The 18,779-nt window shown below is 55.5% G+C and carries 14 protein-coding genes and 2 tRNA genes; 6 read left to right on the top strand and 10 right to left on the bottom strand.

All coding sequences use genetic code 11. The features are described 5' to 3' along the window. Window positions 1-495 precede the first annotated feature (495 nt). Window positions 496-762, top strand: coding sequence for a hypothetical protein (locus Pla100_RS11920; RefSeq protein WP_146577908.1), 267 nt, complete (start codon window positions 496-498; stop codon window positions 760-762). Window positions 763-1,213: 451 nt separating this feature from the next. Here Pla100_RS11920 and Pla100_RS11915 read toward each other — a convergent pair whose 3' ends face one another. The 4 genes from Pla100_RS11915 to Pla100_RS11900 form a co-directional block, all read right to left on the bottom strand. Continuing rightward, entirely contained in the window at window positions 1,214-2,491 is a 1,278-nt protein-coding gene (locus Pla100_RS11915; RefSeq protein ID WP_146577907.1) for a DUF1552 domain-containing protein, read from the bottom strand. 254 nt (window positions 2,492-2,745) lie between these two features. Beyond that, the gene (locus Pla100_RS11910; protein ID WP_146577906.1) at window positions 2,746-5,151 is read right to left on the bottom strand and encodes a DUF1592 domain-containing protein; all 2,406 of its coding nucleotides are present in this window, start codon (window positions 5,149-5,151) and stop codon (window positions 2,746-2,748) included. 290 nt (window positions 5,152-5,441) lie between these two features. Further along, window positions 5,442-5,526 (bottom strand) — tRNA-Leu (locus Pla100_RS11905). Window positions 5,527-5,529: 3 nt separating this feature from the next. Then, on the bottom strand, window positions 5,530-6,387 hold the full coding sequence (locus Pla100_RS11900; protein WP_231602981.1) for a phosphoribosylanthranilate isomerase: 858 nt from the start codon (window positions 6,385-6,387) through the stop codon (window positions 5,530-5,532). Here Pla100_RS11900 and Pla100_RS11895 point away from each other — a divergent pair. Further along, complete coding sequence (locus Pla100_RS11895; RefSeq protein ID WP_390620598.1) at window positions 6,362-7,135, top strand: tetratricopeptide repeat protein; 774 nt, start codon at window positions 6,362-6,364, stop codon at window positions 7,133-7,135. The two genes, Pla100_RS11900 and Pla100_RS11895, sit on opposite strands and share 26 nt — an antisense overlap. On the opposite strand, the gene Pla100_RS11890 is transcribed toward Pla100_RS11895, so the two are convergent. Together Pla100_RS11890 and Pla100_RS11885 are read right to left on the bottom strand one after the other, a co-directional pair. Further along, on the bottom strand, window positions 7,132-7,932 hold the full coding sequence (locus Pla100_RS11890; RefSeq protein ID WP_146577905.1) for a DUF4339 domain-containing protein: 801 nt from the start codon (window positions 7,930-7,932) through the stop codon (window positions 7,132-7,134). The two genes, Pla100_RS11895 and Pla100_RS11890, sit on opposite strands and share 4 nt — an antisense overlap. 164 nt (window positions 7,933-8,096) lie before the next feature. Next, on the bottom strand, window positions 8,097-9,383 hold the full coding sequence (locus Pla100_RS11885; RefSeq protein WP_231602980.1) for an amidohydrolase: 1,287 nt from the start codon (window positions 9,381-9,383) through the stop codon (window positions 8,097-8,099). A 118-nt stretch (window positions 9,384-9,501) separates the two neighbouring features. On the opposite strand from Pla100_RS11885, the gene Pla100_RS11880 reads away from it, so the two are divergent. Next, complete coding sequence (locus Pla100_RS11880; RefSeq protein ID WP_146577903.1) at window positions 9,502-10,482, top strand: DUF6807 domain-containing protein; 981 nt, start codon at window positions 9,502-9,504, stop codon at window positions 10,480-10,482. A gap of 211 nt (window positions 10,483-10,693) precedes the next feature. Here Pla100_RS11880 and Pla100_RS11875 read toward each other — a convergent pair whose 3' ends face one another. Beyond that, window positions 10,694-12,181, bottom strand: a complete 1,488-nt coding sequence (locus Pla100_RS11875) for a GumC domain-containing protein (protein WP_146577902.1) — start codon at window positions 12,179-12,181, stop codon at window positions 10,694-10,696. Window positions 12,182-12,441: 260 nt separating this feature from the next. Between Pla100_RS11875 and surE the strand changes: the two genes are divergently transcribed. Continuing rightward, entirely contained in the window at window positions 12,442-13,287 is an 846-nt protein-coding gene (gene surE, locus Pla100_RS11870) for a 5'/3'-nucleotidase SurE (RefSeq protein ID WP_146577901.1), read from the top strand. Between the two features lie 64 nt (window positions 13,288-13,351). Here the strand turns inward: surE and Pla100_RS11865 are convergent, their stop codons facing one another. Then, window positions 13,352-13,600, bottom strand: coding sequence for a carbon storage regulator (locus Pla100_RS11865; RefSeq protein WP_146577900.1), 249 nt, complete (start codon window positions 13,598-13,600; stop codon window positions 13,352-13,354). A gap of 626 nt (window positions 13,601-14,226) precedes the next feature. Here Pla100_RS11865 and Pla100_RS11860 point away from each other — a divergent pair. Then, window positions 14,227-14,299: transfer RNA gene (locus Pla100_RS11860), tRNA-Asn, on the top strand. On the opposite strand, the gene Pla100_RS11855 is transcribed toward Pla100_RS11860, so the two are convergent. Then, window positions 14,261-15,898, bottom strand: coding sequence for a recombinase family protein (locus Pla100_RS11855; protein ID WP_146578135.1), 1,638 nt, complete (start codon window positions 15,896-15,898; stop codon window positions 14,261-14,263). The two genes, Pla100_RS11860 and Pla100_RS11855, sit on opposite strands and share 39 nt — an antisense overlap. 4 nt (window positions 15,899-15,902) lie before the next feature. Then, window positions 15,903-17,090 (bottom strand): hypothetical protein, encoded by a 1,188-nt coding sequence (locus tag Pla100_RS11850; RefSeq protein ID WP_146577899.1) that lies wholly within the window; start codon window positions 17,088-17,090, stop codon window positions 15,903-15,905. Window positions 17,091-17,753: 663 nt separating this feature from the next. Here Pla100_RS11850 and Pla100_RS11845 point away from each other — a divergent pair. Then, the gene (locus tag Pla100_RS11845; protein ID WP_146577898.1) at window positions 17,754-18,629 is read left to right on the top strand and encodes a hypothetical protein; all 876 of its coding nucleotides are present in this window, start codon (window positions 17,754-17,756) and stop codon (window positions 18,627-18,629) included. Window positions 18,630-18,779: the final 150 nt, after the last annotated feature.

The raw sequence follows: 18,779 nt of genomic DNA, 5'->3' as shown, positions 1-18,779 counted from the left end.
CGAGCGAATTACCAAGTGGTATGCCGCGCGAAACGAGCGTCAAACGGGAATCGATTGGCAGTTCACGACCGCAGACGCTCGGATCAAATTAAGACGCCTCTACCCGAAAATTGAGCTGCGATAGACTACTAGTGGTCTGTCACAGCTAAAAGTTAGGGTAGTGGATCTTGTTAAAGATCCTGTAGCGGTCGGATCTTTAACAAGATCCACTACAGCGAACCCTAATGTTCAGCTTTGACAGACCACTAGTACTTTGTTCCCACCCCGAGATAATTCCTCATGCAACCGGCGATAACCTCTTCTCACGCCCTTCTCTCTGGACCAACCGGGGATAATTTCCTAGTTCTGACACGAAGTGCTCCATCGTGCTCGTGCTCGTGCTCAGTGAAACGGTGCTCATGCTCGTAATCGAAAAGCAGCTTTGATGAACGATCCAATCTTTGACCATGATCGACTGCTCGCGGGTCAGCCTTTCAATGCGCTGCGATCCAAGATGTGCTCGTTGTGTCCGGTGGATTGGATATCAAGACAAGCCGTGACATGAAGCTGACGCTCAAACGAATCGTCTCGATGTTGACTCGGATGGCGATCAAGTTTGACGGGGTCGGGGAGCCATCGGTAGACGACGCGGCGGTGACCGATTACGAGCTCGAGCACCGCGATGCTGAGCACGAGTACGAACGAAAGCCAGAACCAAGACGTGCACCTGAGGACTGCTTGCGCGGTTTTACCAATGGAAACTCATTCGTCCGTCCCCGGTGACGGCCGGCGTTCCCCGATAGAGACTGTAGTCATCACAACGATGAAGTACCCCTTCTCGCCAAAATCGACAGCGAAGATCTTGACGATGGCAGGTTGACAATACCTTTCACACGTTCGGCCGTTGCCCCAGTAGGGTCAACACTTCTTCTTGGCACCGTGGACATTCGCGAAGCAACGCGAGAAGAGGCAGAGACGTACTCGGCACTGCGTTTTTGGGGATATACTTACATTGTGGAACTTGCCAACGATAAACTGATTGGCATGCCCAATTACACGTGACGATTCGAGCCAAGCGTGGGGCGTGGAACCATCCCGTGCACCGGATTGGCCGCAGGCCCGGGACCAGAAAATGTCATGGATCGGGGCCTCCACCTCGCAGTTCACACAAGCAGACGGAAGTGGCCAAGACTTCCGCGCAGGCCGCCCAGGCCGAAACTCTTGGCGGGCTCCGCTACGCCAAGCCGGTTAGCGTGCCGGTGCCGCTGGAGAACTGGTCGACTTCCAGGCCCAGGTGCTGTAGGAAATTGACCATCAGATTGCACAGCGGCGGCGGACTACCGGGGTCGAAAGCCAAGTGCTGGCCGTGTTGGTAATGACCGCCGGCAACGATGATCGGCAGATTGCTGTTGTTATGCGCCGAGGCATTGCCGAGATTCGAACCCAGCAGAATGGCCGTCTGGTCCAGCAACGAATGTTCGCCTTCTCGCACGTCATTGAGCTTTTTAAGTAACTCACCGAATATTCGCATCTCTTCTTTCTCGATGATCGAAAGCATCTCGATCTTTCCCGGATCGCGACCATGATGACTCAGGTTGTGCCAGCCATCGTCGACGCCCTTGAGATCCACCAACTCCGCGCCGCCCGGTCCTTGCAAAGTGATCAGCCGAGTGGAATCGGTTTGGATCGCCAAGAAGATCATGTCGTACATCAGCGACAAGCGTCCGGAAAGATCTGCTCGATCATTGATGTCTTCGGGTGGCTTGCGGTCAACTTGCGGCTTGGGACGCTGCGACCACTCGGCGGCCTGAACCAATCGCTGCTCCAGTTCGCGGACGCTGGTAAAGTATTGATCCAGCGTTTGATTATCCGCTCGGCCGGAGGCGCGGCCGACCTGCCGCGTTTGCTCGCGAACCAGATCCATGATGCTCTGGCCGTCTTGGATGCGGCGAAGTTGCATGAGCTTTTCGTCTTCGGTGCCTTCGAGAAATAGTTTGGCAAACAGTCGCGAAGGCCGCGACTCAGCCGGAATCTGAACGCCGGAACGAGTATAGGAAAGGCTCGAACCATTGGCCGAGAGCGTCAGTGAACCGAATCGCGTTTTGTAACCGATTCGCTCGGCCGCAAACTGATCGACCGAGACGGTATTCTGAAAACTCGGCTGACCCGGATGCGCAGCGCCGGTGAGAAAACTTTTCTCTGCACTGTGACCGCCATCGACGTCCGGATGCATCAGACCCGAGATGACGCTGAACTTTTCACGCAGCGGCTGCAGCGGTTCCAAGTAAGGCGTGGCTTTGTAGTCGCGTCCAGCCTGCTCGGGAAACAAGTGCGGTGTGTGAATGCCCAGCGGAGCACAGATCGCCACCATTCGGCGAATGTCCGTTGGTGAATCGTCCGATGCCACGCCATCTGCGGTCGCTCGACGCGCTGCGGCGGTCATGCATTCCAGCATCGGCAGTCCCATTGCCACGCCAGCGGCTCTCAACGTCGTGCGTCGCTTCAATTTCATCGTCAGTCTCGTTGGGGGTGATGGATTTGCGTTTGGTAACCCGACGCGTAAGTTTTGAAGTTGCACTTTTGCCTGTGGCATTGGTTTTTCGTAACCCGCTGCGTAAGCGAGGGATGAGTCAATATCAATTATCCCTCGCTCACGCTTCGGGTTACGATTCAATCAAAAGCCCGTGACGCTTCGGGTTACAACTAAATCAACACGCCGGTAAGCGAGGAATCTGCTGTATCGAAGCGTCTCGCTTACGCATCGGATTACCTACTCAAAAAAAGTTCGCTTTGTACCACGGCGTGGATCATGCTCCGTAGGCCCAAGTCGTTCTGGGAGGCCGCGTCGATGATGCGCTGCACACTGAGCCGATCGGCGCTTCGAACTGGACGTCCGCTGGCGTAAATCAGCAGCTTGGAGGCCAGGGCCCGAGCGAACGTGTCTTGGTCTTCAAGCAGGCACTGGCGAAACTCGCGGAAATCGGAGAACTCCCGGCCATCGGCAAGTTGCGATGCGGTTTCCACGGGCAATCCTTTGCGGTAAGGCAACTTTTTCTCCAGCTTCTCGCCTTCGCCCAACGATCGATACCACTGACGTTCGCCGCCGATGGCGTCAAAATGTTCCAAGGCAAACCCAGGCGGATCGATGCGATTATGGCACCGAGCGCAGGCGGCGATATCGCGGTGTTGATCCAGCTGCTGGCGGATCGTGGTCGCACCACGAATGTCAGGCTCCACGGCCGGCACGCCCGGTGGAGGCGGTGGCAACGGTCGGCCGAGAATGCTATCCATCACCCAGACACCGCGAATGACCGGCGACGTGGCCGTGCCGTTGGCAGTCACTTTCAGCACACTGGCCTGCGTCAGCACGCCGCCGCGGACGCTCTCTTCGGGAAGCATCACCTTGCGAAAGTGTTCATGGCCCTGGACTCCTGGGATGCCGTAATGATCCGCGAGTCGCTCATTCAAAAAGGTAAAGTCCGAATCGATCAAGTTTCGCACGCTCAGATCTTGCTGCAGGAGATGCGTAAAGAAACTGCGAGTCTCGCCCAGCATGGCTTCTTTCAAGAGCGGTTCGTACTCCGGGTACAGCGACTGCGCCGGAGTTGTGAAATCGATATCGCGCAGGTCGAGCCACTGGCCGGTAAAGTTCTCTACGAAGCGATCGATTCGCGGATCCTTTACCATCCGTTCCACCTGCGCGTGTCGCACCGCAGGATCGCTGAGTTTGCCTTCGGCGGCCAATTGCATCAGCGGCTCATCGGGCAACGTCGACCACAAAAAATACGATAGCCGCGAAGCGATCTCATAATCATCCACCTCCGCTTGGCGGTTGAGTAGCAAAAATTGGGGTGAGCAGAGCACGGCGGCGAAGCCTGCCCGGACGGCCTGTTCGAAGGGTCGCCCGGCGTCCAAGCGATCCAGGGTTAGCTGCACAAACGGCTGCATCTCTTTATCGGAGACGGGACGCCGAAAAGCCCGGGGGATCAGCGTGCGAATGATTCGTTCGGCATCCTGGCGAGGCGTCTGCGATTCGACGCGGTGCAATTTGACGCCTTTGCGATGGCGCATGTAGATCGGTTTGTCAGGGACCATCGTGATGTGATCGACGTCGCCGAATAGCTGTTTCTGAGCTTCGGAGGGAAAGCTTTGATCCAATGGCCCGTAAGTTTCGCACCACATAATGCCCACGCCTGGACGTTTCTCGTGTTTGTCACGCCAAGTGACGTGCTCCGGCCAGATCCGCGGCAGGATGTGGATTGCATGGCCTTCTTTGAAACGAGTGGTGAACTCGATCAGCCGAGGTTCTTCGGGCGTTCCGGTGACATCAAACACGCCGATGTTCTGCAGCGTTTCCGGACCGAACAGGGCGCCCACATAGACGGCGACAGCGATCGTGCGTCCACCGGGGTCTTGCGGCCAAACGGCTAAGCGACAGCGATAGACACCGTCTTCGATCGGATGGGCCGCATCAACGCGCGCCGGCGGCCACCCAGGAGTGAACTTAACGAAGGAGTTAGCGACCTCGATCACCCCGCCCTTGTTGCCTTTGACGGATTCAATATTCTCTTTGATCTGCATCAAGTCCGCACGCCGGGTCTCCGCCGGCAGCGGTTCGATCCGTCGGATAACAGCGTCGAAAGCCACGTTGGCAGCTTCCAAATACTGTTCCATCAGCACTGAAGAGATGCTTAGTCCGGTCCCCACGTTATCAAATCCCTGAACGCTGCCATCTTCGGGGAGCAAATCCGCCAACGGCACGTCGATGCCCAGCAGATCATGCATGGTGTTTTCATACTCTTGCCGATTCATGCGGCGTAGCGCAGGCGGTCGCTGAGTAGTCGCAGCGGCGATCCGCTCGCTGATTTGTTTGATCACTTGCTCGACGGCGGCCTCGTCGGGACGCGGTTCGTCCGCAGGTGGCATTTCGCCGGCTTCGATCATTTCCAGAACCCGTGCCCATGCCTCTACCGAATCGTGTTCCGGACGCGCGGCGACCAAGGAATCCACACGCAGTTCTGCTTCCTGGTTTTCGGGCCCGTGGCAGGCTTGGCAGTACTGATGTAGAAATTTCTGCAGACTGCCGTCGGCCGAGCGAGCCGGTTGGGAGGAAGCAATAACGCAGCAGACTGCCCCGACGAGAACCACCAAAGAGCGAAAAACGGCGTTCATGAATGAGGCTGGAGCTGCAGAAGGTGGCCAGAAAATATGCTCAACGCGGTCCCTCTATGGTAGTGGAGCAAGATTCTACCTGCAATCTTCAGCACCCTTAACGCGGGCTACAGAAGGTCATACAGATAGGCGATGGCATCACGATTTGTTGTGATGCACCAGAGGATGCACCAAACTCGGTTCACGGCAGTCCACTATGGAGGCATAACTGACCATTACGTCGATCGGATAGATCCCATCCATTTCGGTCAGGGCACAAAAAAACCCCGTGAATCACGGGGTTTCTCTGATGCGGCCGAGAGGACTCGAACCTCCACGGGATTAACTCCCACTAGGCCCTCAACCTAGCGCGTCTGCCAGTTCCGCCACGGCCGCTTTTTAATCGGTGGGGTTTTCTCCTGCAGTGGGCAGAGTTTCCGACAATCGGCCCGTTTCGTCAACGCCCCCAAGACCGCTCGCGATGACGAATTTTGGAATCAAGTCACCCGACTTTTGGCCGCGGGGCGATTCCACTCCGCTGGCGACATCGACACTTTTGGCCGTGCTTTGGGTAATGGCTTCGGCGATACATGCGGGGTCCAATCCGCCGGCGAGGACCCAGCCCCGGGTGGCGTGTCGTCCGTACCGCGATGCCCAATCGGCCAGCGAAGGCCAGTGCAATTGCTTTCCTCCACCGCCAAAAGCGGCACCCACGTCGGCGTCGAGTAAAAACGTGATCGGTAAATCCCACAGCGACTCAAGGTGCGATTGAATTTCTTCGGCAGCCAGCGGCGACGTGGGTAACCGAATGGCGCGGACGACTTGGAATCCGGCGTCAAGAGCTCTCCGCAGGTCCGCCCGCGTTTCGTCTCCGTGAAACTGGATCGCATCGAGATCCAAGGCTCGGGCAACCTCTAATACTTGGTCGGAAGCGTGATTCACGAACAGCCCCACTCGGCAAATTCCGTAACGCTTGGCCGTGTCGTTGATCGCTTTCGTCGATTCAGACGCCGGCTCAACATAGCGAATGCTCGCCGGATAGAAATTCAATCCGATCGCGTCGGCCCCAGCGTCGGCGCACGCTTGCACATCCCGGCTCGAACGGACGCCGCAGATCTTGACCTTGAAGGGAGCCGGTGGGTGGGCCGTGTTTAAAATCGGATTCTCGATAAGGTTAGGAACGCTCGCGATGGAACTTGGCAAACCTCCCATTTTCTCTTGCTTGTCAGCAATGTCAATTGATAACTGTTTCATCATGGAAGAGGTCTCGATCCAACCGAAACACTATCTCACCTGCCTTTGGCCAGGGATGGCGGAGCTTTGGTGGCGCGGGAGACTGTCGGCGCTGCCGGCGGCGATCGCATTCGCCGGAGTGTTGAACGCGTTGTTGATCGCCAAATTCATTTATTCGGATTGGTTGTCCGGCGGCCTGGTGATGTTGGCATGTTGGGTGGTGATCGCTGCTTGGCTCGTCTTGGCGATTCGTTCGATCCGGGAACTCCCGCTGTTGCTAACCCCGCGACTGGTTAGCGACGAGCCTGACCGTTTTCCCGAAGCCCAAGTGGCGTTCCTGCGAGGTGATTACGCCAGTGCCGAAGATTATCTGACGGCTTGCCTATCGATCGAGCCCCGAGACCCCCCGGCGCTGCTCATGCTCTCGTCCGTCTACCGGCACACCGGACGATTGCACGCGTCCGAGCTGTTGCTATCGGAAATCCGTAAGTTGGAAGTGGCTCAAAAATGGGACCTCGAGTTTCAAACCGAAGAAGCCCGGCTTGAACGCGACATCGAAGCCCGAGACCAAGACGGGGAAGAACAGGATACGGGAGAACAGAATACGGGTGGACAGGAAACAGGAGGACAGGAAACGGGTGAACAGAATATGGGAGAGCAAGACGCGGCAGAACTTGCAGAAGCGACCTCCAGCGAACATGCCGATGAATCAATTGACGAGCCGGGCAAACGGATCAAAGCGTCGACGAAGGAATCTCGCAGGGCGGCCTAAGTCTTGAGCACAAGAACGAAGGCACCCACTAATCCCAAGAAGATCAAGCCCAGTACGATGCTCATCACGATTCGTTTTTGAGATCGTTTTTTCTTGTTCGATTCCAAAGGACCAGGCCGATGAACGATCTCGGTCGGCTGAACCGTCTCAACTGTTTCGGTCGAGGCGACCGGTTTGACCGGTGAGGGTGCTACGGACGTGACTTCCGTGTGGCCTCCTGCCGAGACAATCCCGGGGATCGCTTCCTTGGCGACGCGCCAATCCGTCCACCCGTCTCGCCACACCATCGCCAACTCGGCCACTCGGCCTTCCTGAATCCATTGCCCCATCGTGGGCCCATCGGCGGGACCGTATTGACCGCCACTAGGAGGTCGAACGTACCATGTCGCGGTTGCATCGCCGAGGAGATGTTGCCAAGGAGGTCCGCTCGCTCCCAAACTTTGGGGCTTCGAAGGGGCCGCCGAATGAACCCCCACCGCGTGACCGTTGATTCCCGATACTTGACCGGACATCACCTGGCTTTCCGTGGTCGCAGATGACTGCCGGGCGACTTTGGTTCGGGTTTGCGGCGTTCGGACCGCGACGCCGCCTGAGCTTTCGGCGACCGTCGAAGGCGCGCTTTGCGAACCGATTGATGAGTCCTGATCGTCGGCTTCGACCGGCGTGGAAGTGTCGCTATCGTAGGCGGGAATGCGAAAACGAACCGAGCACGCCGGGCATATGCCTCGGCGTCCGGCGAGTTCGGTCTTGATGTTCAGTCGCTTGCCACAAGCGTGACAAGCAAATCGAACTCCCATGGTGGCGGCTCTTGATGACTGCTTGACGTAACGTGTTTCTGGAGCGGGCGGCGACCCGGATCTCGTTCAGATCGACGCCCTAGCAAACCTGCCGCTCCAGTTTAATCGATTCGACGCCCAAATGTGGTGAACCGACCACTTCTCTCATTCTCAATCGATTCTCGCTATTGGGCGGGCATCAGTGCGATCACCGCGCTGGTCATCGCCTCGAAGGCAATTGCCAACGACTCTTCCGCATCCGGATAGTAGACCGCCGAATGCAAGGAGGGTGGGGGAACGCCGAGTTTTTCGAATCGGTCGAGCTTTGCTTTGTCAATCGTTCCGACGCGGTACATCAGAATCGGAACCCCCGCAATTCCGTAACGACTGAAATCCTCACCCCCCATTGAGGGTTCGTCTTCGACGACGTTTTCTGCTCCGAATCGTTGTTGGAAGACTTTGCGGATCCGAGCGGTCAGGTCGGCGTCGTTCTTCAGCGATGGGGTTCCTTCGCTAATTGCGATCTCCGGTTCGGGGGCCTCGTACGCGGCCGCGATCGCCTTAGCCCGACGCTGGATCGACGCCAAGAGTTTTGCGCGGACTTCGTCGTCATAACTTCGCACCGTCAACTGCAGATGGCAATCGTTGCCGATGATGTTGTGCTTCGTTCCGCCGTGAATCGAACCGACCGTCACGACCGCCGGATCGATCGGTGCGACCTCCCGGGCGACGATCATTTGCAAGGACATGACCAATTCTGCCGCCTGGACGATCGGATCGATCGTCGTGTGAGGTGCCGAGCCGTGCCCACCGCGTCCCTTCATAGTGATGTCAACGCTATCGACATTTGCCAACGCGTATCCAGGTCGCACGCCGATCTCGCCGGCTGCTTTGTCACTACTGACGTGCATGGCGATCGCATAGTCAGGCTTGCGAAACTTTTCAAACAATCCGTCTTCCAGCATCGCTTTGGCACCTGCCCCGCGTTCTTCGGCGGGTTGGCCGATCGCCATCAACGTGCCCGACCAAAGATTCTGATGTTCCATCAAGTAATCGATCACGGTCGTTAAGTTCGTCATGTGAACGTCGTGGCCGCATGCATGCATGATTCCCGTTGTACTGCCGTCTTCACGCTTCGTCGTTTTCGTTGAAGCGAACGCGAGTGGTGTCTGTTCCGTCACGGGCAACGCATCCATGTCCGTTCGCAACATCACGGTGGGGCCGTCTCCATTTTGATGGATGCCGACAATCCCGTGTCCACCCAAGTTCGTCGTGACTTGCAATCCAGACGCTTTCCAACGCTCGGCCAACTTCGCTGCCGTTTGCTCTTCCTCAAACGAGACCTCCGGGTTCGCGTGAAGCCACTGGTACAACTCCATGACCGACGCGGCATTCTGTTGAAACCAACGCGAAGACGGGGTGCCAGATGGCTCCTCCGCACTGGCGACCGAGAATAAACCAGTTCCGGCCATCGAAATGAGGATCGTTGCGGCTGCGTGCAGCGTTCGCGTCGAGTAAACTCGACGAATTACTCGCGGCCACAGACGTGGTGAACGATTCGATGTCTTAGATGTTTTGGAATTGACCCGCATGTTGAAACTCTCTTTTGGTCGATGTTTATTGCCGGAGATCATCTTGGGATGGGTTTGTGTGTTCTTGCTGGTCGTTGGCGATGTATCCGCACAATCGACCGTTTTACCCAAAACTGAGCCGACCAACTTAATCGGTCAAGCAACCGCTGACCACGCACCATCGGGCATCACGCTGAGCATCGGGGATCGAAAAGTGGCGGTTTACCAGGATCAACTTGTTCGCAACCCGGACACGTCATCTCCCTGGTACGACCGCAGCGGCTTCTTGCACCCCGTGATGACACCCACCGGCCGCGTCGTCACTGCCGCGTTCCCGACCGATCACCCACACCAGCACGCGATCATGTTCGCTTGGACCAGTTCCATCATTGGTGACCGGGAGGTCGACTTTTGGAATTCCCACCGACGAGAAGGCCATATCGAGCACGCCGAACTCTTGAAACATTCCGATGAATCGATTGAATGCGTCTTGCACCATATCGATGATTCGGTTGATCCTCCACTGGTTGCGATCAAGGAGCATTGGCGTTTGAAATCGATCCCTCATGACCGTTGCAACGTGATTGATTTTGAGAGCACTCAAGCCAAACTGACCGACGAGAAATTCATCGTCCGCAAGTACCATTATGGCGGCATGTGTGTGCGTGGATCGGAGCAATGGACGGACCCCGTCTCGATGATCACAAGTGAGTCCCGATCAACCAAAGACGGAAATCATACGCAGCCAAGGTGGGTCGCAATGTACGGCCCCGTCGATGGGCAGGTTTGTGGGATTGCGGCGATCAGCCATCCCTCGAATTTCCGTCACCCACAGCATGTCCGGCTGCATCCGAAGATGCCGTACTTTTGCTTCTATCCGGCCGTCGACTCAGGCTTCGAAATCCGAGCGAGCGAGCCCTATCGATCTCGGTTTCGCATCGTCACTTTCGACGGCCCGCCTGACGTCGAATTGCTCGACGAGTTAGCTGATAGCTATTAGCTGTTTAGCTGTTGGCATTTGGGCGAACGGCAGCGGATTGTCTAACGTAGCGAGATCCATCAATGGCGCAATCTGCAAGTGGCGGCGACTTTCAGTCGCCGTTTCTGGACTTGGCGACTGAAAGTCGCCACCACTGAGTGTTCCCACAATGCTTAAGCCGGGTCTCCGCCCAAGCGGCTGCGACCCAACCTACTGGCCTTTTCACTCGTGACTAGCGTCTTCGTCGTTCGCCACCTGATGGTGGCCCTGCGGGTGGCCCTGCGGGTCGCCCAGCGACCGGGGTATTTCCGGGATCCGTGCTGCGCCGCCCGCTAAGGTAATCATTCAAGCGTCGTCCATAGGTCGGCCCCGTTGGCCCCGGTGCGATCAAAAACACGGTGCCCAAGCCGAACACCAGACCGGCGATCGTCGAACCGATTGCCGTCATTGACCCTGAGAGTCCCTCAGGTTTCTCACCAACTTGGGGCGGCCCAAGTTCGGACAACAAATTAGTCGAAAGGGCAGCCGACCGGCTCGCTTGAGCTTCGCTAAGGGCGCCTTCGGCTTGTGCGAGTTGATCGGTTAGGGCGCGTACCTCGGCATCGAGTTTTGCGTAACTGGTTCGAACGCCAGCGAGCTTATTGAGCTTTGACATCAACGATTCGTGTTGTTCACGTAAACGCTCGACGCGCTCACGATTTAATTTAAGCGTCGGCTCCATGGCACTGAGTGCCGCTCGTGCTTCAATAACCATCCGCTCGCCAATCTCCCGTTCGGTCGTGAGAGCCGCTCGGCGACGGGGATGGTTCTCGGTGTAAATGCTGGTTAACCGACTCGACTCGATCTGGGCGTCGATCATCCCGTCTTTCAGCCGTTGCAACGAAGGCTGACTCGATAAAAGCTCATCACCGCTGATCAACAGATGCCGAGCGTCCTGGGATCCCGCCATCAAGACTTCGTAGAGCGACTCCAATCGTTTCGTTTCCAGTTCAGCTGTTTGTAGCTCGCGATAGGTTTCTTGCATCGTGCGGCGATTGGTGCCGTCACCTGAAATGGCATCGTTGAGATTGCGAAGCTCGCCGAGATCGGTTCCGACTTGAATTTCCACTTCCTTCATTCTCGCCAACGCCGAATCGAGTTTCTGACGGGCCAAGTCGCGGGCATGGGTCAATTCGACGATCACACTGTCCGCTCGGATTCGCCGAACCTCACGCAGATGAGCGGTCAGGTTGTCCAGCAACACGCCACAGAATTGGCTCGCCCGTTCGGGCGTTTCGGCCTTCACTTGCAAATAGACCATCTCCGAAGTGCCAAACTCGCTTCCCTGGGGAGCCATAATGTTGACGCAATCAGTCGCCGTCGCATCGACAAGTTGTGCCGAGGGAAAGGCCGGGTCGTGGTCACCACTTGCCGGCCCCATTTGGCGAAGCGACGCTCTTACCACTTCGGGGTTTTGGGCCATCTCGAGAATAGTCTCTTGAGCCGCTTTTAGCTCAGACGTGTTCGAGAATCGCCCCAAACGATCGACCGCTCCGTTCACTTCATCACGAAGGACAAGGGGCTGTCGCGCCGACCACGTGTCTTTCGATAAAACCGCAACGCCCAATCCACCGACCCCGAACAAAATCGCTGACCCTACCCACAATGGCGCGAACCAAACCAAGACATTGCGGAGATGCTTCCAAGGAATCGGGGCAGTCGCGTTGGGGGCGGCAGACATGTTGGCGATCAAGTTGTCGGAAAGAAAAAGTCGCGAGTCTTCCTCGACGAGACCACGCGTCCCTCAAACTTAGGACCGCGAACGAGCGCGGTTGCGACGGAAGTGGTTACCGAAGCACCAACATTTCGAACCGCCGTTCACGTTTTTATGATTATGCCGATTGAACCGTTGGTGCGTCCCCTTTCACTCGACAGCACTATCCGCAGAGAATGGTTGCAAACCTTTACTTGATCTCGTGCCGCTTCGATTACCCTTGATTCATGCAGTTCTTGATCACCAACGATGACGGCATCGATGCCCCTGGTATTTCGGCGATGGTTGAAACCATCGGACGCTATGCTCACGGTAGGGGATGGTCGACGACAAAGATTTGGGTCGTCGCGCCAGACCGAGGCCGCAGCGAATGCAGCCATAGCGTGACGACTTCGCGAGACCTCATCATCAAACGGGTGAAATCTGGCTGGTACGCCGTCGATGGTACGCCGGTGGATTGCGTCCGAGTCGCGATCGCGTGTCTGTGTCCTCAGGTCGATTACGTTTTCTCTGGAATCAACGCAGGAGCCAATGTCGGCATGGATTTACTAGTCAGCGGAACGTTTGCGGCCGCTCGCGAAGCCTCGATTTTAGGAAAACCGGCCATGGCGGTATCCCACTACCGCCGCCCCGAAATCCCTAAAACTTGGCACCACACACCTGACTGGCTCACTCCGACCCTCGATCATTTCTTCGCGTCCGACTTGCAATCGACAATCGTTTGGAATGTGAACCTGCCCGCACTCGATCCGGCCGGCAGCGAACGCCCTAAGACGATCGAATGCCCAATCGACACGACACCGATTCACCGCATCGGACGTCTCGGCGACGGAAATCTGCCAAGCGTGCCGATTACTTGGCTAGCCGGTGCCCAGCCCCAGAACGAGGGTGCCCAGACGCAGAACGAGACCGGAAACGACGATGCCTTCGAACCACCTGAACAACACTGCATGCCAGTGCAACTAACGTCCGATTTTCATGGTCGATCACGTCAATCCGGATCGGATGTTGACCTTTGTTTCGCCGGCAACTTAACGTTCAGCCGCATTCACCCATTCCTGCAAATGGGTTAATTCACGGTAGAACCCTCGCGGGCACGTTGAATAGGCCAAGCATCGGCCTCGAGCAATCACGAGACTAACGATCCAATTGACTTGCCACAGCGATGTCCGACTGCAGCATCGATGCCGCTGCCGAAGGCGAGCCGGACGAACCCGTTTTCTTCGATTGATTGACCTGCGGCTTCAGTTCTCCTCGGACGATGGAGACGTCCCGCGGAGCTTCGATCCCGACCGCAACGCGATTACCGGCGATGCGATTAATCGTGATCACCACGTTATCGCCAATGACCAACTTCTCGCCTTCTTTTCGACTCAGAACCAACATGATGAATCCCTTCGGGTAACAGTGTTCATGGACTGGGAGGGGTAACGTTTCCAAAACCGCCAAACTACCGATGCACTTTCCAAGCCAAAAACACCGATTTCTATCGAAAATTCTTGAAGTTTCGGGCGGGTTGCGATTTCTCAGGAAATCAGGCAACTTTCGATCAAGATTCTGTAGATTCGGTTTGAGCGAAGTGGGCAAATCGGTCGATCAACGGTCAAGTAAACGAGACAAAATTGTCAAAACGAGAGCCCGTCTCAACCTGAGACACGCAAGCACGCGATTCGCGAGTTGTCCCGACCCATGAGGGGGGCACTGAACTGCTCCGCAGCGAGTTGCGTTCGTCTGACAGAAGTAGTATCTGTCCCAGCCGTGACACGTTTGGTCCATTCGAATTGTTTGATTGGTGAAAAAGATCGTGGAGCTTTGAAAATGGCATGGTTTTCGGGTGATCAACGACCGACTGAAACATCATTCCCCGGATAATTCGCACGACCCCAGCGAGAAGCGATGACTCCTGGAAAAATGTCCCATGAAGTGGACCAAGTCGGCTTGAAGTCCGGTGATGGTAAAGCTAACATCCGGTCCAACGACCGAGGGAAAGCATCTCGTGCTTTCACGCCCAATCCCCTGTAGCTCAGTCGGTAGAGCAGCGGACTGTTAATCCGCTTGTCGCTGGTTCGAGTCCAGCCGGGGGAGCCTTCCATCCTGGTTACGCAACTTTCCGTTGCGTGCTTTTTCCAGGGAAACACGCAGAGGCGTGGGTCTTCGGCCCCACGCCTCTATTTGTATCTCTCCAGATTGTTCCTTCTTCTCGAAGTTGAGGTTGATCTGTTTGACGAGCAGTCGTAGGGCGTATTGTCGCTCATCGAAGCCCAGTTCGTCCCATAGCCCACTGAAATCCGCGTACGCTGTGCGTACTTCCTCGGTTGAAATGTCCCCGTCGCGGCGATCCCGGATCTGCAAAGTCAGCTCGGTGATCCGAGATTTGAGCGACTGTTGGTCTTTTTCCAGCGCCGCCAACCGGTCGATAATGGCGGTAATCGCTTGTAGCGATGGATCAGCTAGGCGATCGACGAGGGCCAGAGAAGTTTTTTCCAGCTTGGAAAGATCCTTGCTGAGCTTGGTCCGCTCTGACTCAAGAGACTTGACCCCGTCCCGGTTCGCTTCCGTCGCGGCGGCAATCACCGCAGTGAGATGCTCAGGCTTTTTGGCGAGTTCCTTGATGTACTGGACGACTGCGGTGTCGATGACGTCCGCTTTCAGATCTGCGCCGCAGCAGGCAGCGGCATCTTTTTTGGATTTGGTTGTGCATTTGTAGTAGTAATAACGCTGCGTGCTTCCGTCCTTCATTTTCTTATTGACGAAACTCGTGGTGTAGGCGCAGCCGCAATATCCGCAGCGGAGTAGACCCAGCAGCAACGTGTCTTGCTGTGATTGATCGCCACGCCGAGGTTTTTCCTTTCGCGCTTCCATCAGTTTCTGTACTTCAATGAACTTTTTCTCGTCGATGATCCCTTCGTGCTCGCCATCGAATTCCATGTCGTCGAATCGGACTTTGCCGATGTAGGTGATGTTGCTGAGCATCCGCTGGATGTCTGCACGAGTAAATTTGCGTGGTTTGACTTCGCGACCATTGCTGTATCTCACACCCTTCGTTTTGTGGCCGTTATCGTTCGCCCAGCGAGCAGTGCGTGATATGGAAGCAACTTCAAGATACTTGTCATAGATTGCGTCAACCAATTTCGCCTGGTCTTTGTTGACGATGAGCTTCTTCTCTACAGCGTCATACCCGTGGATTGGATGGCCGCCACTCCAGCGGCCTTTCTTCGCTTGCTCCGCCATTTTCTCGTAGGTTCGTTCAGCGATCATCTCTCGCTCGAATTGAGCAAACAACATCAACAAGTCGCGGAAGAACCGCCCCATCGTTGTTGTAGTGTCAATCTTCTGAGTAACTGAGACGAGCGCACAGTCGTGTTCATCCAGCAATTCATTGATGCGGCACCAGTCGCTCATGCTTCGGGACAGTCGGTCAAGCTTGGTGACGTAGATGGCGTCGATCTGATCGAGTTTACCAAGCATCTTCCCCAACTCTTCTCGATCAAGGCTCGCTGAACTAGCGACTTCCTTGAAGACCTGAAAGACCTCGTAGCCGTCCTCTTCGGCCGCGCGACGCAAACGTTGCTCTTGGTCCTCAAGGCTGCTGTAGTCCCCACGGTTTTGATCGAAGGTGCTAACGCGGCAGTAGATCGCCGCCAATTTCTTGCGAGTTTTTGGAGTAGAAATTTTTTTCGCCATGTGGTTATTGTTTTTCTTCACGTTTTAATTTTCGTATTTCTTTTTTTAAGTTTGGTCGCACCGTTTGTCGGAACTGATCGTTGAAACTTCTTCGCGTAAGCCCAAGAGATTCAGCCGCCAGCCCGCGGTCTCCTCCTGAGTCGATCAACGCTTGCGCACGCTTCCGGTCTCTCGGTTTCAAACGATTGACAACTCGCTTCAGCTCATTCAACATTTCGATTTCGAGTAGCTTATCGTCTGGCGCTGCGGCCCTTGCGTCTGCCTCTTCGCCACTTCCCGCGTCGATTCTCGGTCGAGGCAGTTTGCGAGTTCCCCGATCACGCGTTGACTTGCGCTGGTCCGCTCGTACGAACCGTCGCAAATCACGCAGTTCGCCAAGCAGTTGCACGTGACGCCGAAGATTGGTTTCCGCTTGCTGCCATGCAACCTCTGGTTTGTCGGAGATGAGGCTGTTGGCAAATTGATTGATCAGCTCAGCGTGAAGCTCTCCGTACTCATATAGGAAGCCAATATTAATTCTCCCAAGAGCCTCACAATTCCCGTATCTCAGATCGAACAATTTTTGCTCACGTTCGCTGAAGGTCGATCGATCTCGCTGCAACGCGGTTGAGCCAAGGTTCTTCAGAACGAATGCAAACGCGATTCGTTGTGTCAAGTTCGATGTCTGACGAATCGAGACTGACATCAGCCGCTTGAATAGATGACGCCGGTCTCTAATTGCCACGTCGAGATCGAATTCTTTGAACTGGTTGTCCCACGCAGTTTTGACGTTCCTTCGCATCTGCATGACATCAAGGGTCACGGGCGAGTCGCCATTGCCCATCATCATTTGCTGCAACTGGTCTGCAAAGCTCTGAAGACTAGCATCCGTAAAGGTATCTTCAACTTGGGGAAGCGTCGTGAACGAGCCCCAGTAAAGCTCTTCTGATGGGAGTTCTGAATCTTGTTCACCAGACATTACGACCTGGAAACGATGAGCCTGCTCTACTCCACAGTCACGTGCGAACTCCGTCCGATTGTTCTCGAACATCGTGTCGCCGCGAAGATCGTCTTCGGTCCACGGTTCGCAGATTAGGTGTCGTCGGTTGCCTTGATACTCAAGGCACTGAGTCAGCAACCGAGAAAGCGTGTTCTGTCTCGCGATATCTTCGTCTCCCGTTCTCGCCGTGAATTTCAGGAGACGGACTGCCATGTCGGTGCCGAGTAGCTCAATGGGGTTGAGCTGCTGAACCCCATTTGGGATTTGCTTGCAAATGACGAAGTCGCGTGTTTCCGACGGGTACCTGTCGGTCACGACGCGAATTTCGGTGTCTCTTATCGCAGAGCAATGCTCATCTTTCACAATGGTTTCACTCCTAAATTAAGGGCAAAAACGCGGCATATTACTTGAGGGAACTTTATCTATCACGAACTTCCGCAAGTAAGGAACCAATGCCCAATCAAAACTTTTCATCAAAAAATCGACGCTCACCCAGTGCGCAATGTCTACCCCGTTCAAAAGCTTCACTGGCAAACGGGACGGACCGACATGGATGGAATCTCACTGAAAACAACGCAAAAAAAGGAGACAAAGGCCAGGGAGTCGATCGCCCCGCCTCTGTGGCGCACCGATTCGCGACCTGATCCCTCGGTTCTCTCGGAGTCAGAACGCCTACGTGAATTCGGGCGTCTGATGTTTCGAGCGATCGAGCGGCGAAAGGCAAAGCAATCATAGGCGATTAGCCCTGGTGTATCAATGACGCAAAATTATGGCCGAATCCAACACCGCGAAATCACATTGTCGAAGCTGGGGATTGCAATCGACGAAGACGCGTCGATTTCGCTCTGTCACCGTCAGATTGAACTGGGTAACCGGATGGTGCAGCAGCACTGGATGCGAAAACCTGGATTGTATGGGACTCGAAATCAGTCTTCTTCTAATCACCAGGCAGTTCTTCAGGCGTTTCGATGCGTCGCTCTGAATGCTGGTAACCGTGACGCCCATACCGTCGCCGAAACCCATATCTTAGCATCGCTACTGAGCGCAAGCCGATCTAACGGTGCGCAACGTATTTTCCCCGACGCCTCCCTAAAGCTTCGCGATCGAACAGAAAGGTCGCACCGCCAAGCGTTGGACGAAATGCTAAATCTCAGTGCGAATCAACGAATGACTTTGCATGAGTTTGATGTGCAGAATCGGCAAGCCCTTGGTTTCCCGGAGTATGAAGAGGAGGTATGGGCTCGCTACGAAGAATTTTCTGCGCAACTCTTCGACCAAGCGATCCCGGTTTGGCGAGACGATTTAGGTGCATCAATCGCCTGTGTCCACTCCCAGTGGGACCGAATGAACAAGTCGTTTGGACGCCGGCGTGGATGTGAAGACGAAAAGCAGATCCTCGACATTCTTTCGTTCGAGAGTAAGGCTGCATTTCATCAATGCTACTCAGCTCTCTGGTGCGAGCTGATTCCGCACTTGGCGGCAGAGCAAAACGATCAGGCATTCTTCAACTCGTTTCATGCGTTGTGGCATCTGGAACAGCGAGTCCCCTGCGAACCGCATCCAAAGCACCTGCTGCACGGTCTTGTGCTTGGGTTGCATCCGGCATTTGGTGACCTTCTTTCTACGAATGCGGGAAAGCGAGTTGTATGCCACATTCTTGAGTCCCCCACCAACAAAGAAGCCCAGGAACGCTTTCTCCATGCGGGGCTCGTTTCTTTACACCACTACGCTGCCCAGCGTGAGTGTCGGTAGTTTCCGAATAATCCGAAAACTTACCCCATCTTGAAGATCGCCGACACGCATGTCGGTCATCTTTCAGAACCAAAATTTTCCCAGCGCGCAAATGCCTAGTGTCAACTCGGCATGTTGCCGGGTTGGCTGGCGTTTGCGTCTTCCCTAAGG

The organism is Neorhodopirellula pilleata (assembly GCF_007859915.1).
GTDB lineage: Bacteria > Planctomycetota > Planctomycetia > Pirellulales > Pirellulaceae > Rhodopirellula > Rhodopirellula pilleata.
Note: the sequence above shows the minus strand (reverse complement) of the source record. Positions and strands in the feature narration are given on the sequence as shown.